The organism is Sporosarcina luteola, assembly GCF_007991495.1.
GTDB classification, from domain to species: Bacteria; Bacillota; Bacilli; order Bacillales_A; family Planococcaceae; genus Sporosarcina; species Sporosarcina luteola.
In genome coordinates, this window is sequence record NZ_BJYL01000015.1 from 65,278 (window position 1) to 90,051 (window position 24,774).

General features: G+C 40.5%; 27 protein-coding genes, 2 pseudogenes and 1 other annotated feature. Of the genes and pseudogenes, 22 read left to right on the top strand and 7 right to left on the bottom strand.

Features of this window, described 5'->3' with window-relative positions:
• The 4 genes from SLU01_RS05685 (at position 1) to SLU01_RS05700 (ending at position 4,111) form a co-directional block, all read left to right on the top strand.
• Positions 1-948: a hypothetical protein gene (locus SLU01_RS05685; protein WP_147056220.1), complete on the top strand. Its 948-nt coding sequence runs from the start codon at positions 1-3 to the stop codon at positions 946-948.
• A complete protein-coding gene (locus SLU01_RS05690; RefSeq protein WP_147056222.1) occupies positions 938-2,227 on the top strand; it encodes a YcaO-like family protein in 1,290 nt (429 codons plus the stop codon). Before SLU01_RS05685 ends, SLU01_RS05690 begins: the two co-directional genes overlap by 11 nt.
• Before the next feature lie 142 nt (positions 2,228-2,369).
• Positions 2,370-2,789 (top strand): CPBP family intramembrane glutamic endopeptidase, encoded by a 420-nt coding sequence (locus SLU01_RS18440; protein WP_373866392.1) that lies wholly within the window; start codon positions 2,370-2,372, stop codon positions 2,787-2,789.
• Between the two features lie 269 nt (positions 2,790-3,058).
• Positions 3,059-4,111: an ankyrin repeat domain-containing protein gene (locus SLU01_RS05700; RefSeq protein ID WP_147056226.1), complete on the top strand. Its 1,053-nt coding sequence runs from the start codon at positions 3,059-3,061 to the stop codon at positions 4,109-4,111.
• Positions 4,112-4,192: 81 nt separating this feature from the next.
• Here the strand turns inward: SLU01_RS05700 and SLU01_RS05705 are convergent, their stop codons facing one another.
• Entirely contained in the window at positions 4,193-4,399 is a 207-nt protein-coding gene (locus tag SLU01_RS05705) for a hypothetical protein (protein ID WP_147056228.1), read from the bottom strand.
• A gap of 91 nt (positions 4,400-4,490) precedes the next feature.
• Between SLU01_RS05705 and SLU01_RS05710 the strand changes: the two genes are divergently transcribed.
• Entirely contained in the window at positions 4,491-4,988 is a 498-nt protein-coding gene (locus tag SLU01_RS05710; protein WP_147056230.1) for a GNAT family N-acetyltransferase, read from the top strand.
• 104 nt (positions 4,989-5,092) lie between these two features.
• On the opposite strand, the pseudogene SLU01_RS05715 reads toward SLU01_RS05710, so the two are convergent.
• A pseudogene (locus tag SLU01_RS05715) lies at positions 5,093-5,650 on the bottom strand (SMI1/KNR4 family protein); the annotation flags it as partial.
• 187 nt (positions 5,651-5,837) lie between these two features.
• Here SLU01_RS05715 and SLU01_RS05720 point away from each other — a divergent pair.
• The 10 genes and pseudogenes from SLU01_RS05720 to SLU01_RS05765 all read left to right on the top strand — a co-directional run bounded on the left by SLU01_RS05720 (position 5,838) and on the right by SLU01_RS05765 (position 14,760).
• Positions 5,838-6,899: pseudogene (locus tag SLU01_RS05720) on the top strand (suppressor of fused domain protein).
• Between the two features lie 264 nt (positions 6,900-7,163).
• Positions 7,164-7,445 (top strand): hypothetical protein, encoded by a 282-nt coding sequence (locus tag SLU01_RS05725; RefSeq protein ID WP_147056232.1) that lies wholly within the window; start codon positions 7,164-7,166, stop codon positions 7,443-7,445.
• 122 nt (positions 7,446-7,567) lie between these two features.
• Positions 7,568-8,365: an alpha/beta fold hydrolase gene (locus tag SLU01_RS05730; protein WP_147056234.1), complete on the top strand. Its 798-nt coding sequence runs from the start codon at positions 7,568-7,570 to the stop codon at positions 8,363-8,365.
• Between the two features lie 67 nt (positions 8,366-8,432).
• A complete protein-coding gene (locus SLU01_RS05735) occupies positions 8,433-8,891 on the top strand; it encodes a hypothetical protein (RefSeq protein ID WP_246110886.1) in 459 nt (152 codons plus the stop codon).
• Between the two features lie 115 nt (positions 8,892-9,006).
• Positions 9,007-9,432, top strand: coding sequence for an RrF2 family transcriptional regulator (locus tag SLU01_RS05740; RefSeq protein WP_147056238.1), 426 nt, complete (start codon positions 9,007-9,009; stop codon positions 9,430-9,432).
• Positions 9,377-9,646, top strand: coding sequence for an FAD-dependent oxidoreductase (locus tag SLU01_RS05745; protein ID WP_373866391.1), 270 nt, complete (start codon positions 9,377-9,379; stop codon positions 9,644-9,646). The genes SLU01_RS05740 and SLU01_RS05745 overlap by 56 nt, the downstream gene beginning before the upstream one ends.
• 27 nt (positions 9,647-9,673) lie before the next feature.
• Complete coding sequence (locus SLU01_RS05750; protein WP_147056242.1) at positions 9,674-10,234, top strand: class I SAM-dependent methyltransferase; 561 nt, start codon at positions 9,674-9,676, stop codon at positions 10,232-10,234.
• Positions 10,235-10,524: 290 nt separating this feature from the next.
• Positions 10,525-10,750, top strand: a binding site (T-box leader).
• Positions 10,751-10,834: 84 nt separating this feature from the next.
• Positions 10,835-13,924, top strand: a complete 3,090-nt coding sequence (gene ileS / locus SLU01_RS05755; RefSeq protein WP_147056244.1) for an isoleucine--tRNA ligase — start codon at positions 10,835-10,837, stop codon at positions 13,922-13,924.
• A 165-nt stretch (positions 13,925-14,089) separates the two neighbouring features.
• Positions 14,090-14,329 (top strand): hypothetical protein, encoded by a 240-nt coding sequence (locus SLU01_RS05760; RefSeq protein ID WP_147056246.1) that lies wholly within the window; start codon positions 14,090-14,092, stop codon positions 14,327-14,329.
• A gap of 134 nt (positions 14,330-14,463) precedes the next feature.
• Positions 14,464-14,760: a DUF1801 domain-containing protein gene (locus SLU01_RS05765; RefSeq protein ID WP_246110888.1), complete on the top strand. Its 297-nt coding sequence runs from the start codon at positions 14,464-14,466 to the stop codon at positions 14,758-14,760.
• Positions 14,761-14,934: 174 nt separating this feature from the next.
• Here the strand turns inward: SLU01_RS05765 and SLU01_RS05770 are convergent, their stop codons facing one another.
• Complete coding sequence (locus SLU01_RS05770; RefSeq protein WP_147056248.1) at positions 14,935-15,231, bottom strand: hypothetical protein; 297 nt, start codon at positions 15,229-15,231, stop codon at positions 14,935-14,937.
• Positions 15,232-15,423: 192 nt separating this feature from the next.
• Positions 15,424-15,663, bottom strand: a complete 240-nt coding sequence (locus SLU01_RS05775) for a hypothetical protein (protein WP_147056250.1) — start codon at positions 15,661-15,663, stop codon at positions 15,424-15,426.
• 230 nt (positions 15,664-15,893) lie between these two features.
• On the opposite strand from SLU01_RS05775, the gene ltaS reads away from it, so the two are divergent.
• The gene (gene ltaS / locus SLU01_RS05780) at positions 15,894-17,849 is read left to right on the top strand and encodes a lipoteichoic acid synthase (protein ID WP_147056252.1); all 1,956 of its coding nucleotides are present in this window, start codon (positions 15,894-15,896) and stop codon (positions 17,847-17,849) included.
• Between the two features lie 8 nt (positions 17,850-17,857).
• Here ltaS and SLU01_RS18335 read toward each other — a convergent pair whose 3' ends face one another.
• Positions 17,858-17,989: a hypothetical protein gene (locus SLU01_RS18335; protein ID WP_281288365.1), complete on the bottom strand. Its 132-nt coding sequence runs from the start codon at positions 17,987-17,989 to the stop codon at positions 17,858-17,860.
• A gap of 238 nt (positions 17,990-18,227) precedes the next feature.
• Between SLU01_RS18335 and SLU01_RS18340 the strand changes: the two genes are divergently transcribed.
• The 3 genes from SLU01_RS18340 to SLU01_RS18205 all read left to right on the top strand — a co-directional run bounded on the left by SLU01_RS18340 (position 18,228) and on the right by SLU01_RS18205 (position 19,283).
• A complete protein-coding gene (locus SLU01_RS18340; RefSeq protein WP_373866393.1) occupies positions 18,228-18,380 on the top strand; it encodes a DUF6933 domain-containing protein in 153 nt (50 codons plus the stop codon).
• Complete coding sequence (locus SLU01_RS05785; protein WP_147056254.1) at positions 18,380-18,964, top strand: plasmid pRiA4b ORF-3 family protein; 585 nt, start codon at positions 18,380-18,382, stop codon at positions 18,962-18,964. Before SLU01_RS18340 ends, SLU01_RS05785 begins: the two co-directional genes overlap by 1 nt.
• A 208-nt stretch (positions 18,965-19,172) precedes the next feature.
• Positions 19,173-19,283: a putative holin-like toxin gene (locus SLU01_RS18205; RefSeq protein ID WP_246110890.1), complete on the top strand. Its 111-nt coding sequence runs from the start codon at positions 19,173-19,175 to the stop codon at positions 19,281-19,283.
• Positions 19,284-19,474: 191 nt separating this feature from the next.
• On the opposite strand, the gene SLU01_RS18210 is transcribed toward SLU01_RS18205, so the two are convergent.
• The gene (locus SLU01_RS18210; protein ID WP_246110891.1) at positions 19,475-19,720 is read right to left on the bottom strand and encodes a hypothetical protein; all 246 of its coding nucleotides are present in this window, start codon (positions 19,718-19,720) and stop codon (positions 19,475-19,477) included.
• Between the two features lie 435 nt (positions 19,721-20,155).
• Entirely contained in the window at positions 20,156-20,356 is a 201-nt protein-coding gene (locus SLU01_RS18215) for a hypothetical protein (RefSeq protein ID WP_246110892.1), read from the bottom strand.
• Positions 20,357-20,628: 272 nt separating this feature from the next.
• Here SLU01_RS18215 and SLU01_RS05795 point away from each other — a divergent pair, with 272 nt between their 5' ends.
• The 3 genes from SLU01_RS05795 (at position 20,629) to SLU01_RS05805 (ending at position 24,765) form a co-directional block, all read left to right on the top strand.
• Positions 20,629-20,865, top strand: a complete 237-nt coding sequence (locus tag SLU01_RS05795) for a hypothetical protein (protein ID WP_147056256.1) — start codon at positions 20,629-20,631, stop codon at positions 20,863-20,865.
• Positions 20,866-21,472: 607 nt separating this feature from the next.
• Positions 21,473-23,482, top strand: coding sequence for a type I restriction-modification system subunit M (locus tag SLU01_RS05800; RefSeq protein WP_147056258.1), 2,010 nt, complete (start codon positions 21,473-21,475; stop codon positions 23,480-23,482).
• Positions 23,479-24,765 (top strand): restriction endonuclease subunit S, encoded by a 1,287-nt coding sequence (locus tag SLU01_RS05805; RefSeq protein ID WP_147056259.1) that lies wholly within the window; start codon positions 23,479-23,481, stop codon positions 24,763-24,765. The genes SLU01_RS05800 and SLU01_RS05805 overlap by 4 nt, the downstream gene beginning before the upstream one ends.
• Positions 24,766-24,774 lie beyond the last annotated feature (9 nt).

Consider the following 24,774-nt stretch of genomic DNA (forward strand, 5'->3'; position numbering starts at 1 on the left):
ATGACAAGCATCCAAATTGAAGTACGAACAGGAGTTACGTATAAGAAAACGAAGGGCATTCAGATAACGAAAAATGGTACGGAGATTATTTTGAGAAAAGGTGCTCTCCATCAGACAGAGTTGGTAATCGATAAAGAGAGCAGTTCTCCAACATTTATTGAACTTCTTGAAGCGATATTGGATGGTGAGGAAGTGACGATTGAATCCAATCATATCCATCAAAATGATTTTAAAACGTTATACAATTATGGAATAATACGTAACAAGATTAACTCAGGCACAACACTTGTGATGGTTGAAGACCAGCAGGTGTTTGACATGGTCAAACAAAGCGTCCCAGGCAGTAACGTTTTCAAAAGATCAGAAATCATTTCAGACGTTGATATGGATTTACTCAGCTCTGGTACTAACTTTTTGAAGGTAGACGCTTTTATGGAAAAGGCCCGAGAAGTCTTTTCGTCGTATTCATCAGTGTATTATATAGCTACTCTTAATGAACGACGTAATGTACAAACCGTAAATAAGCTGTTGGTTACTTTAGATCAGAGCTTTTTTATGGCACTGTTTGATAATGAAAACTTTTTGTTGTTCGGTGTAGAACCCAAACTGACTGGCTGTTACGAATGCCTAGAAAAGAAAATTTTGTCTCGTCTTCAATATCAAGAAGAAACCCATTTTGTATATGATGATTTTGAAGTGACTAGTGCAGAATTGCTAGTTGGTTTAGGGTTGATGATGAAAAATATCGAGCAAACAGAAGTGAATGGAATGTCTATGCTAACGGGAGCTGTCCTCTATTATTATTTCCCAAACTTTGAGTATTCCTTTGACTTTAATCGAAGAACAATACTATGCAATACGTGCGCTGGTATTCACCAAGTAGATTTTGATGAACAGAATGTAGCATCAGTCAATATAACAAAGGAGTTACTTGCAAATGAAAATTAAATTGACTGATAAGAATATTGATGATCGTATGCGCCATTTCGATGGGAAAATTGCTGGACTGTGGAAATCTCCTGATAAGTTTTACCGACTACGGTCCTTTCCTTTGCCGGATTTTCATTTTATTACTTCTAATTATCCAAGCTTCGAAAAGTTTGTATATAATCAAGATATCCATTTTACCTATCACTTAAGCGGTTATGGCAAGTTATATAATGAGACAAGAATGTCGTTTTTAGGGGAATCAGCCGAAAGGTTTGCTTATGCTTCGCAATTTAGAGGGCTTCAGCATTTAGTAGTAAAAAGAGACTATGAAACGCTTAAAAAAGAGGTGGATGCTGGGGATCACATATGTCCACTTGAATATGTGAACTTACTATATGACGATCAAGATTGTCGTTGTATTCAGCCGACGGATGAACTATCATGGGTGAAAATGAATGCACTAAATGAGCCAGGCAAGTTTGTTTATATCCCATTGCAATTGATGGTATCAGGAACTCACTTTTTAAAGAAAGATGAAAAGATTGCTGCTCCGAATGCAGTGTCGACAGGAACTGCCTCTCATGAGACATTTGAACAAAGCCTTGAAGCTGCAATCATTGAAATTTTTCAATTGGATTCATACAATTTATATTGGTTTGGGGGATTGCGGTGTGAAGATATTACAGATACCTGGAGAGGATTAATCGATAAGATACTTGGCGATTCATCTTTTTATGAGTATTTTGATGTCAATATCATTGATATAACATTGGACAAGCCTATACCTATTGTAATGTGTGAAATAACATCTACTCTTCCCTATATGCCTAAATATACAGTTGGTATTCAAGGGTCCTATTCGCTAGAACGTGCAGTATATCGAGCATTGATGGAAACGCTTGCTATCGTAGAATATAATATGAATGCGAGTTGGACGCATACAAACACATTCCATTCGGTTTTGAATCAAAAAGTTTTTGACAACCTTGATGACAATGTTCTTTTTTATGCTAGAAAGGGAAAACCAGAAGTTCTAAACTTCCGAGAAAGTCCGATACCAACTAGCAGAAAGAGCGAAAATCTTAATGACTTATTAAAAAGTGTTCCAACCTTCAGTAAATATGCGGCGTTTTTAAACATCACCCCTTCTGATTTCATAGGATCTCAGCAAGTGATTACCCGAGTTGTCATACCAGAATTACTTCCTTTGTGTACACCGAGTTTTCCACAAAGATATCATCCAAGATACAAGGGTATCGGAGGCATTTTAAATGATCTGGTCCATCCTCTTCCATAGAATTGTTACCATACTCATCTTTTTTCCAGGCATTTTTTATTTACTCTTTGATAAAACAAATATCGCACGAAAAGGGACAACCGACAAATTTGTCTATGCGTTACTAAGTTCTATTTTTCTTAGCTTTGTATTTGTCAGGGATATGAATATTCTTCTATTGTTAGGTTTGTGTATCTTTATCCCTTCAGTTCAGACCATACTTGAACTGAACAGCGCGAAGAACTTTTTTAAAGCCTGTAAAGAGAAAAAGTTCCTTTTGCAAACACTTATCCTCATTCCAATATTAGAAGAATATATTTTTCGTTTTGTTATGTATGAGTTGCTTGCAGCTCACGAAATTCCACCCCTATTTTATATAATCTTTTCGTCTTTAGCATTCACATTTATTCATTACTTTCAGCTTAAAGCAAAAAGTTATTACAAATTAGTGTTAGGGATTATGTTGGCAATCGTCTATGTATATACAACTAATTTATTTGTTGTTATTCTTATGCATGTCCTATTTAATGTACTCGTTTATTTGTTTAAATACACCAATCATTACAGAGGCTTTCAGACGTAAACGATAGTCAAAAAAATGCAGCTGAATCTGTTCCGCGAATAATTCATTGGAAATCGGTGCTGCCCATTGCGCAAATGCAGTTTTTTCAGTAATCTTATCTATGTATATGTCCTTTATTTTGGGTTTAGATGAATTACTGCCTCCACCCCATTCTAAAGGACTTTTTTGTGGGGAAGAATAGTTAAAGAGTATTCAAAATACATCATTTCGGCTCATTATTTTGATGTATATGGCAATGAACAACAAGTGATGTAGGGGGAGAAACGGAGATGGGCAGGAAGAGAAAAACCTTACCGAAAAATTTTGATGAACTAATTGAGGCGGGTGACATAACAGCATTAAAAGAGGTATTTGCCCGATGCGAATTGGATGCCCGATTTGGATACAGTAAATCAACAGCTTTGAGCTTCAATATACCAAATGAATTGTTTCGGTGGCTCGTTGAACAGGGGGCTGACATTAACGCGGGGGACAATTACGGAAGAACGGCTTTACATAAACATGCGAGCAGTTGGTGGGGGAATTGCGAGTTGCTGCTTGAGTTAGGTGCAGAAATAGAAGCGCTCGATTATCAAAACGAGACACCTTTATTTGCCGCTGCAGGTTCTTTTAAGTCCAATGCAGTGCAAACATTGGTTGCTAATGCTGCTAATCTTAGCGCGGAAAATAAGATGAAACAGACGCCGTTAGAAAAAGCGTTGGCTATGTGTAGAAATATAGATATTGTTCATATGGCGGAAGTAGCCGATATTTTGCTAAATGCTGGAGCAACTGTAACGCAAAAAATGAAAGACTCGGTTAAGCGGATCGGGGATGTTTTTGAATTTCATAGAGAAGGATTTAATAAGGAATATTTGATCGAAACGGATGAGGCACTGTACCGTCTATATGAATTATTTGATGTTCCCCCGGTAGGGAAAAGGAAGACGCACGATGGAACATCTCCAATAACAGTTTCGACAAAGGGATGGCAGGCGCAGCATCATGAACTGTGGAATTACCTAATTCCTTCACAAGGACATGCGAACACCGTGCAAGGTGAGGTGATCCGTATTACCGGAAAAGTGTCCTATGAAGTTTTAGATAATGGTGGCATCAACTGGGATAATGAATTTCGACAGATGCTTAAGTGTTTGAACCATTACTTTAGCCTAGGTACGCCATTACATCCCACTGAACTTCAGGAAGCAGCAACATTAGTAAAAGAACTTCACAACGGCCATGGTAGTGATGAACCTGCGCGACTGTGCGAAATGGCAGTGCAATGGGTACTAAAAAATCCGAAACCAATTACGATGGAACGGCCCGATTATAAGCGATAAACAGAGTTTACCATCTGTGAAAAAAGCATAAGGATGAACACACAATCGAACGTAAAAAAGATCAACTTTGTGGGACGATCTTCAGAGCGTTCGTGTTATACATATTTTTCGGTACATTGCTACGATCTTTTGGTTTTCCATTTTCCATTCCTTGCTTCGCTTGGGAAGCTTGAATTGTTTTTCCATTTCGGTCATTAGACCTGCTAACAGTATATCCTTTTGCGGTTGGTCGAAAAAGATGATTCGTTCATATTCTTTTTGATAATCTGCTAGTGACTTGCCTGTCATTGTATTGCACCTACCTTTTGACCTTTTGCACTATCATCTATAACCAGGATAATAAATGTGGATTTTTCAACATTCCAAAGGAGAATTTAACATGATAATACGAGAAATTCAACCAACAGATAATGAAGCGATCAAAAAAGTCATTCAACGTTCTTTAGAAAAATTAGGTTTGAATGTACCCGGGACAGCTTACTTTGATCCTCAGCTAAGCGATTTATACAGTTACTACGCCAACTTAAAACACGCAAAATATTGGATTGTAGAAATGGAGAATACAGTGGTTGGTGGAATTGGTATTGCCCCTTTCGACAAAGAACATACGATTTGTGAACTTCAAAAATTGTATTTGGATGAAACTGCGAAAGGTCTAGGGCTAGGCAAAAAATTAGTGGAAATAGCCTTGTCGTTCGCGGAAGAGCATTATGAGCAATGCTATTTAGAAACGATGCATGAATTGAAAACAGCGTGTATTCTATATGAAAAACATGGATTTGAATTATTAAATAGTCCCTTATCAGGTTCTGAGCATTCCACAATGGACGCTTGGTATATTAAAGAGACTAAAGGTAAGAGGCTGACTAAAAAATGATGGATTATAAGGGTCCATAGTATAGGATCTGCTAACCTACGCTAACAAGAATGAAGAAGAGCTCGCTTTAAAAGCAAGCTCTTCATGAACCTGATCGGCAATTAAGTATCATATTGTTCATCATTCACCAAGCCTTTGATAAACGCCTCAAAATTAGCCGCAAGGAAGGTAATCTTATAATCATCTTCCTGATCGACATGAATAACTGCAGGTTCTCCATTTGTACCGCATGCCCGATAATCTAACATGACGACATCATGACCGGCTGAAGGACAATCACAGATCACCACGCCGATGTCAGGATATCCCCATTCCTCAACCATAAATGGACTGCCAAGATCCCCGCATAGTGAATAGCTTTTCTCGCGACCAATTCCCATAATCCCTGAGATGGCAATATGATCCTCTGCCCAGGAAGTCGATTCCTCTGTTGGAAAGTTGGTGTTCTTCGGCACTCCGCCATTCCGATGCTTCATCAGTTGGATATAAGAGGACGGAAGCTTGTAACCAAGCTCTTTCTCAATCGAATCAATTAGTTCATCCGTTAGCGGCTCAGATTGATAAGATTCTATTGCATACTCGCTGTCCTCCCAGAAATCGGTTAAAAACACTTCTGAAAAAAGATGGTTGTCTGCCTCGTTGCCTATACGCTTTTTTTCCATTTCTGCCTCCCAATAATATCTATTATAGTTGGTAGTTTCTACCTTCAAATAATAGTACCATTTACTATTGTATATCCAAAGCCGCTGATTTGGATTTAGGACAAGTGGCCTTTATTTATTTCATTCAATTTTGAGTATAATTAATAGATTACTAGACCAGGAAACAGGAAAAGATGGAGGGGAAATCATGTCGGAAGAAATGAACACTGCGGGATGGGACGCAATTGAAGAAGCTGTAACGAAGCTATACGGGGAGCAGGAACCGAAGCATTATGGCACCGCGATTCCTTATATGCTTGGCGGGCAAGATCCGTTGGATGGCTTGAGTGCGTATAAAGCGGAAACGCCTTCTCCGCACTGGTATATCGTGACGTTCGGTTTTTCGGAGCTTTATGAGAAGGAATCGGCGGATAGCGAATATAGCGGTTATGGGTTTGAGCTTTCTTTTCGGGTAGCCCGTAGTGAGGATGAGGAGGAGCCACCAGCGTGGGCATTGAACTTGCTCCAAAACATGGGGAGATATGTGTTTAGCAGCAACAATGTTTTCGCTCCTGGTGATTATTTGGATGCGAATGGTCCAATCTGCTTGGGAGCTGATACAGAGCTGACCGCTCTTGCCTTTATTCCCGATTCGGACCTAGGTACGTTAAATACGCCGAACGGACGCGTTGAGTTCCTTCAAATGGTTGGAATCACTGAGGATGAGTTGGAGGCTATGAAAATATGGAATACAAGAGGTTTGCTTGAAGCTGGAAAAGCGGAGATGCCGGGTTATATAACAGATTTATCCCGAACTTCCATGCTGCACAATCCTGCTGTTCAGGAAAGTGTCCAAGTAGGAATAGACCGTGACGGTTCAAGCACCGGGTTTTTATTCGTGGATCAATAGGGTTGGGAACCCGGTAAGAATGGGCTGTTCAAAAAGAAGCCGTCTGTGCTCACACTAGGAGCGAAGCAAGCAGATACGGTTGGAAAGCTGCTGCGCGGCCGACTGCTGAAAGGGAAAGAGTTGCGGTTAGTGAGCAATGATATTAGCGTAACATTAGAGCCTACTTCAACGACTAGTGTTAAAACAGAAGAGGGTGCGGTCCATCTACAACTGGATGAAACGGTTGTTAATGAACTCATGGGCAATCTACTCCCAAAAGAGGGGGAAATTCGTTTGACTTCTTATAATGATTTAATCATCCAAGTCGTTAAAACATATATTAAAGATCAAGATGGACAGGTGGTCTCTACTGTTGGGTAAGAGCATAAGAAATGACTGACTTAAAGTAGACACGATCGGCTAATCCAGTTGAGCCTTGGACACAATAGCCGGCATGATATAAGTGGCAACTTGCAACTTATATCATGTCGACTTATTGACGTAGTTTATTGGAAAAGCTGCATGCGCTGATTGAACAGGCTTCGGTAGGATAACAGGTCGTACTGTTGGAATTATGAAACTACTTTCGATCTCATTTCGTCTTAATTAATAAGGGCTTTCAGTGTGAATGGAGGTAAAGGTATTATGTGGTTAATCTTAGGACTGATAGCAATAATGGCAACTTGCATAAATCTATATCTGTACAGAGCCGGCAAAGATTATAAATTGGCAATGGCGATGGGGTTATCATTTACAGCACTAACACTTGTTGCAGATTACAGTATGGTCTCCAATTGGGTGAAGGCGGAAGATTGGGCTGCTTTATCAGATGTGGTGCCCACGATGGAAACTGCGTTATGGGTGTTAACGAGTATATCGATTTTATTGAATATAACTCCTATATTTTTAGAGAAAATCAAAAAATAACTATTTTACATTTGCCAGATTGAAGATTAATCAGTAATTATTCACAGGGAGTAAGCTACATTGTTACTTTAATAATATTTGCATCCATTCAAATAATACATATTGATGGGAGGGTCATATCCATGATTGAAAAGAGGAAACAGTCGACAGAAGGAACGGTCTATTATTGGACAAATAAAATAAACTCACCAACCGATGTTGCCATAGTGTTTTGCCACGGTCTAACCGCAGACCATACACTTTTCGATAAGCAAGTAAAATACTTAGCTGATGAATACAAATTGATAACATGGGATTGGCCATTACACGGAAAATCAAGAGCCTATAATAATTTCTCTTTCTCAAACGTCAACAAAGAATTGGTTGCTATCCTTAAACAGGAAAGTATAAATAAAATTATCTTAGTTGGGCAATCAGCAGGAGGATATATAGCGCAATCCTTCATTCGTGAGTATGGAAACATGGTAGTAGGGTTCATTGGGGTAGGTACAACTCCTTTTGGAAAAAGTTATTATAAAAACTCAGAGCTTTTTTGGATTAAACATTATTCTGCCATTGCGAAATTGTACCCTTATAGGTACTATTCAAAAGCTGGGGCAAAAGCCATTACGGTAACAGAAGAAGCAGAGACAAGCATGTACAATTCGCTAATCAAATTAGGCAAAAAAGGGGTGCTGACGGCAGCAAGTGCGGTCTACAGCGAGTTTTTGAAAGTTGAAGATGAAGTCCAGTTCAATTGTCCGGTCTTAATCACTTATGGAGAGCATGACAAGACAGGCTATGTTAAAAAATACTGTAATAACTGGTCGGATAAAACAGGTTTCCCATTAAAGGTGATAAGTAATGCCTCTCATAATGCAAATTATGATAACTATGAAGAATTTAATGAATTACTGATATCCTTTATTCAATCGTTATAAATAATATTCTACAAATGAAATTGTAGGTTTAGCTGGAAAGGAGAGAATCGTGAAAAGGAAAAAAGTAATGATAATAGCGATCACAATTATGTTAACGATTATGTTAATTAAAGTTTTCAAAAAAGACGTATGGGATGTGAATGAAGAACTTTTGAAACAAGAGGTAATGAATATTGGAAGTTCCGTTAAATACGTGAATCTATCCGATATCACTCCATTTGAATGGGATTTAGTGTATTCGTTTGACCCGTACACACCTAAAGATTTAATTTATCAAACCGTTGGCTATAAGTGGGATTCCATCAGTGAAACGGTAAACGGTGGTATGAATCAATTAGTATTTATGAAAAATGAAAAAGTGGTTTGTTATTTGTATGGTTATCCTGCAAATAATGGTTATGGAATCTTCTTTAGCAGCGAAGGTAAAGACGTCTCCGCTCCTGCTTCTATACTGAGCGTTGAGGATGATTTGATATTCCAAGTTGTAAGAGGGGACAACGTTATTCTTCTAACGAATAATGAATGACAGGTCTGCAATCCAAATCTCTCTAAGTTGACTTCCTTCACGTATGGTGATAATCTTATTTTCATTAGAGATATAAGGAGTCTCTAATATCTGCTTTAGGAGAAGGAGGATATGTATGAGGTATTCAAACGCGACAAACTACGCCTTGCACACAATGGTCCATTTAATACTACAGCCAAGGGAGAGCTTGGTGGGAGTGCAGGAGTTAGCCGAAATGCAACATCTTTCCCCGACGTACCTGTCTAAGATATTAACCAAACTTACGAAAGCGGGTTTGATCGAGTCGACACCAGGAGCGAAGGGAGGCTATAAAATCTCCAGAACAAAACATGAAATATCCTTTTTAGATGTTATTCATGCGACTGAAGGAGATACAAGCTTATTCGACTGCTCCATTCATCATGAAGGCTGCTTAATTGAGAAAGTCATGTGGCAGGCAGAGGAAAATATGAAAAGTGAATTGAAATCAAAGCTTTTAATCGATATTGCTAAAGAGGCAGAATCCAAACAGAACGGAATGGCTACAGGCAGATTCTTTTAAAACTTCCCTAGGATATACATTGAACGAACATGGCGGGATTGCAACTGACAGCATGCAACGCACGAAAACGAAAGGGGTATTTGCTTACGGAGATACGCGAATTGCTGGTCCCTCCCAATTAATTATGGCAGCGGCAGAAGGCAGTATGGCTGCCATATCTGTGATAGCAGCACTGACAGAAGAAAAATTCAACCAGGATAAACAGCACGCTTAAACAGCTGCTTAGAAAAGGAGGATATATATGCATCACACACATGGTAAGCTTAGCAAAGAAAAAGTATCGTACTTGGAAAGTCCCGAACGAAGAAAAGAATTTTCCCCGGAGCAGTTGCTGAACATGATTCCTTTAAAAGAAACGGACAACATCTTAGACTTCGGCGCTGGAACCGGTTATTTTTCCATCCCGGTGGCAAAAAGGACCAAGGGTAAAGTATACGCACTAGATATCGATGCCGCAATGCTGGAAATCGTAAAAGAGAAATCCTTGAAGGAACAGCTTACGAATATTGTTCAGGTGGAAGAATTTTCTTTACCTGATGGCACGATCGATATAATCATTGCTTCTCTCGTACTGCATGAAATTCAGCCGCTAGGACCACTGTTACAGCAAATGAGAAATGTATTGAAAAAAGAAGGCTATCTTATCTGTCTGGAACTTGAGCCAAAAGGAAGTTCCGATAAAGGACCAAGAATTAACATGGAAGGTATGGAGCGAGAAATGAAGGAAGCGGGATTCCAGGTAACGGAGAAATACTTCCCCTCGGAATCGCTATACATGCTCGTTGCGCAGAAAATGGATTGATTGATTATTTTTTTGCTTAATTGGAGATATTGAGTATCTGTAAAGTCCTTAATTTATTCGTCACTATAAAAAGTAATTGAAGAGCTATTTGCTTGTTCGAAAGTGGGAGGCATCCTTAGATGAAAATGCGTAAGGTGCTATACCGCCAATATTTGAGGTTCTTACCATAATCATTTGGGTTCCTGAAAATACGGAGTGGTAAGAGCTAAGTCACAAGCCATCTTTTTTTCTTTGAATGAATAACCCTTTGACATTCCCCTCCATTCGATATACTATATGTAAAATTAACAAATTATTCAATGACGAGAAAAGTAGGCTGTCATCCTTGTCCACAGAGAGTCGCTGGTTGCTGAAAGGCGATGACGGGTTGGAGCTGAAGATCATCTCTGAGAAGTTCTGCTGAAATCACTTAGTAGGCAGAATCGGCAGGCGGCCGTTATCCGTTCTGTTTACCGAGCGCCGTGTGGAAAGTGACACGGAATATGGGTGGTACCGCGGATTCAATCCGTCCCTATTTTTTATATAGGGGCGGATTTTTGTGTTTTTTAATAGGGGAACGATGTGTCGTTATTATAAATAAAAGGAAGCGGAGTGGGGAGTATGCGTAGTGTGAATACGAAAGAAGCGGCGTTGGAACGTGAAAACCGGGTCAAAGAGTATTGGAATGCTGAAGAAGTGTTTAAGCGCTCGATGGTGGAGCGCGAGGGTGCGGAAACGTTTGTGTTTTATGAAGGGCCTCCGACCGCGAATGGCCTTCCGCACGCGGGTCATGTGCTTGGCCGGGTCATCAAGGATTTTGTTGCGCGTTATAAGACGATGCAGGGTTATCAAGTTTGGCGGAAAGGGGGATGGGATACGCACGGGCTGCCGGTGGAGCTTGAAGTGGAGAAGCAGCTTGGCATTTCGGGGAAGCAGGAAATTGAAGAGTATGGGGTCGAGAAGTTCATCGAAGAATGCAAGAAGAGTGTCTTTAGCTATGAGAAGCAATGGCGTGAGTTCACAGAGTCGATTGGTTACTGGATCGATATGGACGATCCGTATATGACCCTCGAAAACCGGTACATTGAAAGTGTCTGGTATATCTTAAGCGACCTGCATAAACGCGGGCTGTTGTATAAGGGCCACCGGGTGACACCGTATTGCCCAAGCTGTCAGACGACGTTGAGTTCCCATGAAGTTGCCCAAGGCTATAAAGATGTCAAAGACCTTTCCGCAACGGCGAAGTTTAAAGTGAAAGGGACAGAGAATGAATTTTTCCTTGGATGGACAACGACGCCTTGGACTTTGCCTGCAAACGTCACACTTGCCGTGAACCCGGCACTTACGTATGTAAAAGCAAGGAAAGGGAATGAGGTGTTCATCGTTGCGAAAGAGCTGGCGGAGAAGAACTTGGGTGAGGAGTTTGAAGTCATTTCGACTCACAAAGGCAGCGACTTCAAAGGTGTTGAATATCGCGCGCCATTCCCGTTCATGACGCCAGAGCGCGGACACTTTGTTGTGGAAGCAGATTTCGTTAACGCGGAAAGTGGTACAGGGATTGTGCACGTCGCGCCTGCGTACGGTGAAGATGACTACAACTTAGCGAAAGAACATAATCTTTCCTTCTTCAACGTTGTTGACAGGCAAGGACGCTATACCGAGGACATCCCTCCATTTGCCGGCCGATTCGTGAAAGACTGCGATGTGGATATTGTGAAATATTTAGCGAATGAAGGGCTCTTGTTCGAAAAGGAAAAATACGAGCACAGCTATCCGCACTGCTGGCGTTGTGACTCGCCATTGCTTTATTACGCGATCGAGAGTTGGTTTATTCAGACGACGGCACTTAAAGAACAATTCCTGAAAAACAACCAGGAAGTTGAATGGCATCCGGCACATATCAAAGATGGACGCTTCGGGAAGTTTTTAGAAAACATGGTTGACTGGAATATCGGACGGAACCGTTACTGGGGGACGCCGCTTCCGATCTGGATCTGTGAGGCTTGTGATCATCAATATGCCCCGCACAGCCAGGCGGACCTTCAAGACAAAGCGATTGGGGATATCGGGGACGTGGAGCTCCATAAGCCATACGTCGACCGGGTTCAGCTGACGTGTGAAAAATGTGAAGGCACGATGAATCGTGTTTCGGAAGTGATTGACGTCTGGTTTGACAGTGGCTCCATGCCGTTTGCGCAGCAACATTATCCGTTTGAGAATAAAGAGCAGTTCAAGAAGCAATTCCCGGCTGATGTTATCTGCGAAGGAATCGATCAGACGCGTGGGTGGTTCTACAGCCTACTCGCTGTATCTACACTGTTTACTGGAAAGGCTCCTTATAAGCGAGTACTTTCAACAGGACATATCCTTGATGAAGAGGGACGGAAGATGTCGAAAAGTAAAGGGAATGCCCTGAACCCGGTAGATATCGTCGACAAATTCGGTGCGGATGCTTTTCGCTGGGCATTGCTGGCTGATAGTGCACCGTGGAATAATAAACGCTTCTCTGAGCGGGTTGTTATCGAAGCGAAATCGAAAGTGATTGATACGCTCGTAAATACACATGGTTTTTATACATTGTATGCAAACATCGATGGGTATCGTTTCGATGAAAAGGAAACAGGTGAGAAGACGCTGTTGGACCGCTGGGTATTGTCTCGTTTAAATAGTGTCTCCGCTGTCGTAAGGGAAGCATTGGATGACTATGATTTCACGAAGGCAGCAAAAGCACTTGAGAAATATGTGGATGAAATCAGTAACTGGTACATCCGTCGTTCCCGTGACCGTTTTTGGAAGGAAGGCATGACAGAGTCCAAAAAGGCAGCTTATCATACACTTCATGAAGTACTTGTCCGAGTAAGCAAGCTTTTGGCTCCTTTTATCCCATTCTTGGCCGAGGATATCCATGTGAATCTCACTGACGAAAGCGTCCATCTTGCCCGCTTTCCGGAAATCAATGACGAAGAAGTGGATACGCAACTGGAGCAAGATATGGATGCTGTCCTGCAAGTCGTGGAACTGGCGCGCGGAATCCGTAACGCTGAAGCCATTAAGACGAAGCAGCCGCTTTCCGAGCTGGTCATCATCCCGGTCAATGCTGCGCAAGGAGATGCATTGGAGCAGTACAGCAGCATCATCCGCAATGAAATTAACGTGAAAAACATCGTCGTTAAGCAGTCTTCGGACGATCTTGTCCGGTACGACGTGAAGCTGAACTTCCGGGCGGCAGGGCCTGTTCTTGGAAAACAAGTCGGTATCGTCAAAAGCTTCTTGGAAAAGCTCTCCGAGAAGGAGGCGGCAAAAGTTATCCTGGACGGGAAGGCAGTTGTGCCAACCGAAGACGGGGATATTGAAGTGCCAATGGAGTTATTAAACGTTGAACGGGTAGCTGATTCCGGCCTCTCCATGGGGTCCAACCAGGACTTCCACGTTATGTTAGACACCACAATAACAGAAGAGCTGCGCCTTGAAGGTTTGGCGCGCGAAGTGATCCGTGTCATCCAAGATGAGCGAAAGACGCAAGATCTGCCAATCGATCTTCGCGTTGACATCGTACTGGATGGGGATGAAGATGTGAGGAAAGCAGTTCAACAATATGAAAAGCTGATCGCAGAAAACATTCTTGTGAACAACCTCACTGTAGGGAAAGCGGAACACATGAAAGAGTTCACGATGGGAAGTAACCGAGTTGAGGTTGCGATTTTGAAATGAGTTAAATGAAAGAAGCATGAATTCTCAAGTTTGGGAATTTATGCTTCTTTTTTTAGGAAACATCACTATGTAAGCAGAAGAAAAACACACTTTTCAGAAATGTGGATGTTATACTTGCTATATGCAAATATGCTAGATCACTGTATAAGAAGGAGGGAATGTTTGATGAATGAAGAAGTCAAAAACCTGTCGGATGTGCTTTTGAAAAGTCTTTATGACTACCACTTTGCGATGAACGGAGGAAGTTATAACTTGCCGAAAGCGATGTTGAATGCCGATATCAACAGCAAGTTGGCGATTGATCATCTGATTGAGGCGGGATACGCGACTGATAGCGGGCAAGGGTCGGATCATTTGGTTTTGAATATTACACAGCAAGGCATGGATTACATCAACAATAAATGAGGGCTTGGTGAGAAGCATGAGCTTTCCGATTGGGGAGTTCATGCTTCTTCTTTTATTTCTGTCAATAGACTGCGTAGATAGCAAATTACCTGTATACTACAGTAAAAGTGATAGCGAAGGGGTGGGACTTCAACATGCAATATGATGCGAAGAATCCTGAAGAGTATTTGGAGTTGCTTGAAGACGATTGGCGAAAAGAGAAACTGCTCGCAATTCGGCAAATGATTATTACGTATGCACCTGAGTTGGAAGAGGTAATTCGCTATAAGATGTTGAATTACGGGAAAGAGGACTATATCCTTGCGTTGAACGCGCAAAAACATTATGTCAGCCTCTATGTAGGTACGATCGATAAGGTGGAAAATGCAGAAACTCTATTGGCAGGCTATAATTATGGAAAAAAGGTTGCATTCGCGTCAAAAAGTCGATAAAGATGGAAGAGACGGGATTGGAACAATTCATCCATAAAACGATTGATATGTGGCGAGCTGGGGAAGATACGGCTTGTTGATGGAATGGATAAACTGAGCAGCTTGATTGGTCCAAAAGGAAAAGCCATCCTCGTAGGGTGGCTTTTGACGTTTTTCTAAGTTTCCTATCGATTATTAAAAACCTGGTACTAGAAATAAAATGACCGCTACGAGGAGTGAAGAGCTTGCCCACGTTATTACGATTTTTTTCTCGATCTCCATCGAATGAGTAACTGCGATATGTACAATTGATAGAACAAAAAGATTCATGAAGAATAAAAAGTAATAGACGACAATGAGCATAATCCATGCATGTCCTGAAATCAAATCACCTAGGGGAGTCGTAAAGAACAAAAGAATAAATAGGATGAATGAAATCATTAACCATCCTAAAATGATGATAAACATTTTATTCCATATTTTATGTTGCATAAAGGTGTCTTCTTTTTTGGCGTAATTATATAGGAGTTGATTGCAAACCAAGAGAATAATTGAAAGGGTTATAAACAATCAATTGCTTAAAGACGACATTTTCTATACTTACGTTTTGACTGTAATAATCAACGGCAAAAGCAAGGAGAACTAAAATCAGGACACTAACAGACTGCTTGAAGGCGTAAAATTTCATGATGTTTCAACTGATGATCTAGCGTTTTTCACTAAATTATTCAGTTTGTGAATACTCCAAAGGGCAAAGGTTACCGTTATAGCTGAAATGATATATTGTAGATAGGTCGCCATTTCCTGGCCACTTTGTGAGTAAAGATTCGGTGTGTATATTACTGTTAAAATAACCCCTTTTAACATATCGGCTACCCCTAGTGAAATCAGTACAACAATGAATACCCCAATTATTTTCTTCATATGTTTTTCCTCCTTTTCATTTTACTTACGCATTATGTATGTAAAAAGTTTCGCGATTTTATTAACTACTGTTCATGGTTAATCTTAACGACTTGACGTATGTGGAAAATAGGAGTAATATACACTGGTTGCAGGAAAAGTTATTTTTAAATAACACTTTTTTATGCCTTGCAGTCACTAACTCAAATGACTAAAGATGAAAATTTATAAAGTAAAAGGTTGGTGTGAAGATGAGAAATCTAGGAAATAAAAAAGATAATCTTTTAAACAACTTTTTGATGATGTATTTCTTTGCTGTTTTGATGTTATGGGTTAAAACATATATCACTCAAACCTCACAATTTGAACTGGGTGTAGAAGGACCTCTTCAACAATTCCTTTTACTCCTAAATCCATTAGGTTCAGCATTGCTCTTCCTAGGAATTTCATTTCTATTTAAAGGAAAGAAAAAATATACATCACTCCTTATTGTTTACACGCTTATGTCTATTCTTTTATATGCAAATGTCGTCTATTACCGGTTCTTTAGCGATTTCATTACATTGCCGACGCTCTTCCAAACGCAGAACTTCGGGGATTTAGGCGGAAGTGTTCTTTCATTACTAAAATCTTATGATATCTTGTTCTTTGTCGATGTTTTTGTACTGTTTTATCTGCGCTTCTCAAGTAAGATTCAAAAGGAAGAAAATCGTGTTGGATATAAAAAAGCAACCGCAATTATTGCTGGCGCATTACTACTATCGATCATCAATCTAGGACTAGCTGAAGCCAGTCGTCCGCAATTATTAACGCGGGGCTTTGATAGAAGTTATATTGTGAAATATCTAGGAATGTATAACTACTCGATCTACGACTCGGTAGAAACAATGGCAGCCTCATCGCAGAGAGCTTTGGCGGATAGTAGTGATATTACAGAAGTGATTAACTATACTCAATCCACTTACGCCGAACCAAATGAAACGTATTTCGGGGCAGCAAAAGGGATGAACGTCATTTATTTACATCTAGAATCATTCCAAAACTTTGTGATCAACTACAAATTGAACGGTGAAGAGGTTACACCATTTCTAAATTCATTAACAAAAGACGAGAATACAACATATTTCGATAACTTTTTCCATCAAACAGGGCAAGGCAAAACGTCCGATGCGGAATTCATGTTGGAAAACTCTTTATTCGGGCTCCCGCAAGGATCTGCTTTTATTACAAAAGCACAAAATACGTACCAGGCAGCCCCAAGTATTTTAAAGGATTATGGTTATACATCAGCTGTATTTCACGGCAATAACGGCAGCTTCTGGAATCGAAATGTCATTTACAAATCATTTGGCTTCGATCATTTCTTTGACGCGAGTTATTATGATACGAGTTCCCCGATCGACATGGCTGAATACGGATTGTTAGATAAACCTTTCTATGACCAATCTGAAAGTCTGTTGAGCTCATTGCCACAACCGTTTTATACGAAATTCATTACGGTCGGAAACCACTATCCGTATGATATGGATCAAGACTTAGTAACAATTGATAAAGCCCAAACCGGAGATGCCAGTGTTGATGATTATTTCCAAACTGCGCGTTATACCGATGAAGCGATTGAAAAAGTCTTCACTCGATTAAAAGAACTAGGCTTATATGATAATTCGATGATTGTTCTGTATGGCGACCATTATGGTATTTCAGATAATCATAAAAAAGCGATGGGACAAATTATGGAGAAAGAAATCACACCATATGAAAGTGCGAATTTGCAACGCGTCCCATTATTCATTCATGTTCCCGGAATGCAAGGCGGTATAAACCACACGTACGGCGGCCAAACAGACCTTCTGCCAACGTTGTTACATTTACTTGGAATTGATACGAAAAACTTTATTCAATTCGGTTCAGATCTACTCTCTGAAGAGCATAACGAAGTGGTTCCATTTAGAAATGGCGATTTTATCAGCCCGACAATCGATTCAATCAATGAAAAGCTTTATGATCATCAAACAGGCTTACCACTCGACGATAGCCAATTGGAGCATGCGAATACGATGAAGAAAGACGTGGATTATAAGTTGGAGCTTTCTGATAGAGTTGTGAATGGAGATTTGTTGAGATTCTATACGCCGAAAGGGTATACGTCAGTCGATCCTTCTACGTATAATTACACCGAAGATATACATGCGACATCTAACGAATGACATTAGCTTTATGGATAAATCAAAAGAAGCATGATCTTTCCCCAATGGGAATGCATGCTTCTTTTTTGAATTTTAATTGGTGAAATCATAGTAAGCGTGCTGATCTCCTCAAAGGCTTCTTTGGAAGCGGAACTTTCCATTGCAACTACCTCCTTTGCTTTTTGATCTCCTTTGAAGAACTACAGCCATTTTTCAAAGTGATTGAAGAAGATCACGCCGGACGATGGATCTATTAATAGGAATGTACTAGGAATTCCACTGGACGGCAACAGTTCAAAATCAGTGATGATGAAGTTAAAAAGAGAAAGCTTCCCGATATTCCTATAGAATAGAAGATAACTGACGGGGTGAGAGAAAGGGGTTTATTTCAATTGATAAATACACGGAACGAAAAAGCTATTGGATGCAATACCATTTGACGTGATGCTTGATAACGAGGAAGAGGAAAACGAGCTGTATGCATGGCATGCCAATTTGCTGGTGATTGATCGACGGAAGACGCTCGTGCTTATGAACAACAGCAACCGGTAATGCCATTGGAAGGGCTTTCCGTCTGGCGGCGTGTATGCGTTCCGCTCAATATGCCATTTACCGAGTTCCATGATATGCTGCAAATCCTTTTCGGGTGGACAAACAGCCATCTCCATGAGTTTTACGTGTTCGATCAAACTGAAACGGTGGAGCCGTATTCCCACTTCTCGCCCTATCATGTCACGGGCGATTACAACCCGGTCTTGAATATCGTCATGAACGAGGACTTGATGAGCGATTCGGAAGAAGTGGAGCGGGTACTTGAGAAAGACATGCTGTTATCTGACATCATTCCGAAATATACGGTGATGAAATATATATATGACTTCGGTGACTTTTGGCAGCATGAAATTATTGTGGAGGAGATTGTGAATGACGAGACTGTGGAATCACCGATTTGCCTGGACGGCGAAGGTGATGCGCCACCTGAAGATTGCGAGGGAGAGCCGGGCTTCCGTGAGTTTTTAGCCGTTATGGGGAATCCATCCCATCCAGGGCATGCTTCCATGAAGGAATGGGCAAGGGGGCAGTTGTATCAGGGATTTGATATGAGATTGGTGAATCATCTGTTGAGGGGGATGTGAGGTGTTTTTTTAGGAAAGGGGACACAGTGAAATTGGATCTGAGGTTTAATCACTTCCGGCTTTATTTCTTGTTGCCATTCTAACCGGATAACTTAAATAAAAGTTTTTAATGCTCAATCGATAATTAATCATCGATATGATAGACTAATAGTTGCAACGACATATAGCGGATGGGCGGTAGGCACTCCCTTTGGAAGGGGGGGTATATATGGTGACATATGAAGCAATGAATACGATGATCCAATTTGGAATACTCATCGTAACAGCTGTGCTAGCAATTGTAGCAATCATTGCCCTAGACACCAAAAGAAAAAAGTAACAACCCACCGCTAACGGACATGTAAGCAGGGTAGTTACTCTTTTTAATACTAACTATTCGCACTTGGCCAACCGCCTTTCAAGCGGATGTCAGTTGCGCCGGCCGGATGCTACAACATCCGGTCATTTCTTATTATATGTTCAGTTTACCACAGTCAAACGGATATTTCATATTATTACTTTTATCAACTATTATTCAATCACCACTGCCTCCTCTTCCTTCCCCCTCTCCATATACTCCTCCCGCGATTGGGAAAGCGTCTTCCCAGTTTCTTGGTGCACAGCAAAAGCATACGTCTGGACGCTGGACCAGTCAAAAACTTCCTTCAACCACTTTTGCATGGATTGCTCGATGCCGTTTACTTGCATATTCCCATTGGAAAGCAAAACCCTGCTATCTTCCTTGCCTTTGGCGACGATTACCTCACAAGCCTTCAAAACTCCCCATTCAAGCATCGCGTCGATTTTCGGTAGGGTTCGTCGGGTAATCGGCTTCCGCGAAACTTATTTTGGCCTCGTTTCCGCAAAGTCGACGAAGAAATCATTGTATGTGCTTACCGGTAATACTTTCTTTGTGCTTATGAAAAGGTCATCGTTGATTTTATAAGGAATCAGTTTATAGCAGCTAATATCTACATGATTGCTATTCAGCCATGCGACCGCAGACAAAGTCTGCTCATCATAATCGGCAGCAACTAAGAGGATTTTCTACTTCTTATTGAAATTATTCTCGGCGTTATTCCTTTGTAGAAACTCCATGACCTTCCGAGTGCCCAGCTCCATGCTCGTAAGGGGACCATTTTCGAAGCCCTTTTCATATCGCTCAATATAAGGGGCGTAAATTCGATTCACAAGATCCTCGACGTCTGCAATCTAGGCATAGCTCGCCGCATAGCGGATCGCCTGGAATTCAAACGCCTCTTTCCGCCCTTCGATATCTTTACGATCCCTCTTGATTTCAATTAAAACAATATTCCCTTCATGATCAATCGCCGTTAAGTCACTGATTCCATTGCTCGCATTCCGCACTTGCTTCCTGACAATGAGCATCAATTCCTCTTTATCGCATATCATCTCAATATTTTTCCGAAGCAGCTATTCAATATCGCTTTCCTTGTAATTCAAACTGGAGAAAGTCGTCTCATCGACTTTTGCTGCATTGGTGTCTGAAATCTTGTACATGTTGGGCGCCTCCGTTGTTTTCGGTATATTGACTTAATTTTACTGTAACATGAGTTTTAGGTTTATGGGAGGTTATTCCGAAATAGCAGTATTGGGGGTGTGCGGTAATTGAGCCTTTTCTCTAATCAGGTATAAAATAAAAGAGCAAAGAGGAAGTGAATATAATGGAACCAATCAAAATTGAAAATGATGAAGTGAAGAAGGCAATTCAATCTGGGCGTCCGTATATTCAAGTGGATGCGAAAAAGTACTTGCTTATGGAAGTGGAGGTAGTAAACGAGTATGCGGCTTATGTTGTCACGGACCCGGTGGAGGAAAAACGTCTGAGGGCAACGTTGGATAGAGAGAATCCAATCCTTACAGATGAGGAAATTAATGCAATGTTAGGGATTGATTCATGAAGGTAACCTGGCGAAGATCAGCCATCGAATCCTTGTTGGAATTGGATCTATGGAGGCGAATGATTGAGTTACCAAACGTCGCACCGCATCTGAAAGAGACTATACAAGCGTATTTCAAAAACCAAGATCTTTCTTTATATATTCCTGGCTGACCAGTTTATATTCAACAAGAGCAGGTTGACTTAAGAATGGTGCTAATTGCTCTGGGCAAGGCGGATCCGTATAAAGTTTTCTATCGGGTGGAAAAGGAGACTATCGAAATATACTTGGTTCGTCATGCTAGACAGAAGCCGGTGAAATAACGACTGGTTTAGCGGTCCCCTCTTTTAACCGATTCTAACTTAACTGTGAACAGTGGGGACAAAAAGAAGAGTGTTTAGTTGCATGCTAGCACAAAAAAGGATATGACAGCAGCGGATGTCTGTTGGGAAATGAACTAATTCATTTTCCAGCAGGCTTCTTTTTTAGTGTTTGTTCAAAAAAATCCGACACCTATAAGATAACCATTTAAAGTGTGTTGTCTGAACCTTTTTTCATTGGTATTATAATAATAAGTCATAGAACACTACAATTTGACTAATAGCATCTTTGAGACGGAGCGAAAATAATGATCAATTTTCAAGATAAAGTAAGTTTCATCTGGTCGATTGCAGAAGTTTTGCGTGGACCATACAAGCCGGAGGACTATGGAAAAGTAATACTTCCCCTAGCAGTTTTACGGCGGTTTGACTGTGTATTGGAGGAGACGAAAGAAGAAGTGTTGACAAAGTATGCTGATTTGAAATCAATCAATGAAGATGCCCGTGAGCCAATCTTAAATCGTCTTGCCAAGCAAAACTTTCACAATACAAGTAACTACAACTTCAACAACTTGTTAAGTGATGCGGATAATATCGGGGACAACTTACGCGATTATATGAACGGCTTCTCCAAAACAGCACGTGACATCATGGAGTATTTCGAGTTTGATAAGCAAATCGATAAAATGAACGACAATGATTTATTGTATTTAACAATCAAGCGTTTTAGTGAATTGGACTTGCACCCGGAAGTCGTTTCGAATATTGAGATGGGATACATATTCGAGGAATTGATCCGCCGTTTCTCGGAACATGCCGAAGCAGGGGATCATTACACTCCACGTGAAGTTGTGCGTTTAATGGTTAGTCTGTTATTCATGCGTGATGATGATATTCTGACGAAATATGGACTGACGCAAACGTTATATGACTGTGCTGCAGGGACGGGCGGCATGGGTTCGGTCGCGCAGGAATACTTGCATGAATTCAATCCAAATGCCGACCTTGAATTCTTCGCCCAAGAAATAAACGGGGAATCCTATGCAATCTGTAAGGCGGATATGTTAATCAAAGGCGCGGATGCACGAAATATCCGCCTAGGTAATACATTATCGAATGACCAATTCAAAGGGGAGAAATTCGATTACCTAATCAGTAATCCTCCATATGGCGTGGATTGGAAGTCATATGAAAAACCGGTTAAAGCGGAGCATGAAGAACTAGGTTACAACGGTCGATTTGGACCCGGTACTCCCCGTACAAGCGACGGACAGCTATTATTCCTGCTTCACCTGGTTTCTAAAATGAAACCAGTGACCGATGGAAATCCACAAGGTTCACGAATGGCAATCATTATGAATGGTTCGCCATTATTCACTGGGGATGCTGGGTCTGGGGAAAGTGAAATCCGCAGATATGTGCTCGAAAATGATCTTGTGGAAGGTATCGTAGCACTGCCGAACGACTTATTCTATAACACAGGTATTTCAACATACATATGGATTTTGACGAACAATAAAACGGACCATCGCAAAGGGAAAGTTCAGCTGATCAATGCCGTTGATTTCTCAAAGAAAATGAAAAAAAGCTTAGGCAGTAAGCGTAATGAAATCACGCAAGAACAAATCGATGAGATTGTCCGGTTATACGGGGAGTTTAAAGAAGGCGAGTATGTAAAGATCTTTGATAATGAAGACTTCGGCTATCACAAGATCACGGTAGAGCGTCCATTACGATTGAATTTCCTTATTTCAGAAGAACGTATTGCACAAGTTGTCGAACAAAGAGCATTCCAAAATCTTGCTACATCGAGGAAAAAAGATGAAAGCGGAATTGCGGAAATAGAAGCAGGAAAAGAGCTGCAAGAAAGTATTCTTAAAGTGTTACGCAATCATATAAATGACACAGTTTATAAGAATCGTGAGGACTTTGAAAAGAAATCAAAAGCAGCCTTTAAAGGGTCGGGAGTAGCTATTGGGGCGCCTATCTTAAAGGCAATTTTGGCTGGGCTTTCTGAAAAGGATGAAACAGCGGATACTTGCCTGAAGAAGAAAGATGAGATTGAAGTAGATACGGATTTGCGAGATACGGAGAATGTTCCATTGAAGGAAGATATAATTGAATACTTTAAGCGAGAAGTGTTGCCCCACGTGCCGGATGCTTGGATTGATCATAGTAAAACTAGGGTTGGGTATGAGATTCCATTTACGAGGCAGTTTTATAAATACACGGCACTGCGAAGTTCGGAAGAGATTATGGCTGAGATAAAAGAGCTGGAAAAGAATATAACTAAGCAATTAGAGAAGGTGTTGATATGACGAAACTTTCTTCACGTTTTATGGATGAAAAAACTGAGAAAGTAAACGAGATACCTAGTCACTGGAAAGTCTCAAAGTTAAAATATTTATTTGATAACTTGGATTATAAAAGAATACCATTAAGTTCTGAGGAAAGGGGGAATATGGTTAATAGAAAATATGATTATTATGGGGCTTCAGGTGTAATCGATAGGGTTGAAGATTACCTATTTGATGAGCCTCTAATCTTAATAGGTGAAGATGGAGCGAATTTATATTCCCGCTCAACCCCATTGGCTTTTGTAGCCGAAGGTAAGTATTGGGTCAATAATCATGCACACATTCTTAGACCTAAAAATGGTAATCTGTATTTTTGGGCAAACTTATTGGAGTCTATCGACTATTCAATATATATTACAGGTTCTGCTCAACCAAAGTTAACACAAGACGCACTAGCAAATATACAATTACCGGTGCCTCCATTAGTTGAACAAGAAACTATTTGGAGTTATTTAGAACAAAAGTTGTCTAATCTAGACCACCTAATTAATTCTAAACAGGATTTAATAGTTTTAATAGAGGAAAAACGCCAAGCAATCATCAAAGAAGCAGTAACAAAAGGCTTAAATGCAAATGTGAAAATGAAAGGTTCAGGTGTTGAATGGATTGACCAGATGCCCGTAAATTGGAAGCGTGGAAAACTATCTTATTTCTCAAAAGTTAGATCAGGTGGAACCCCTGATAAAAACAATGAAGCCTATTGGAATGATGGAAATATTAATTGGATGTCATCTGGAGAAATAAATAAAGAATTTGTAAGCAAGGTGAACAATAAAATTACTTTTGAGGGATTTAATAATTCCAATGCAACAATGTTGCCAGTAAATACAGTGATGATGGCACTTAATGGACAAGGGAAGACAAAAGGTAAAGTTGCGGTCCTGGAAATAGTAACTACCTGTAATCAATCGTTGGCAGGTTTTATAACTGATGAAAGCAGATTGCATTATTTGTTCTTATACTACTATTTAAAAAGCAAGTATCGCGAACTACGTGGTCTAGTTGGGGATGGTTTGAGGGATGGCTTGACAATTGGTTTGATAAAGTCCTTGCAGATACCTTTACCGCCCATAAAGGAACAAAAGGAAATAGCATCGGTGTTGAAAAAACAGGACGAAGAATTCAATGAATTGATAAAAAAAGTATCGGAGTCAATTGAAAAACTCAAAGAATACCGCCAATCCCTAATCTACGAGGCGGTAACGGGAAAAATCGACGTACGAGATTATGAGGCAATACAGTAACGGAGGTGA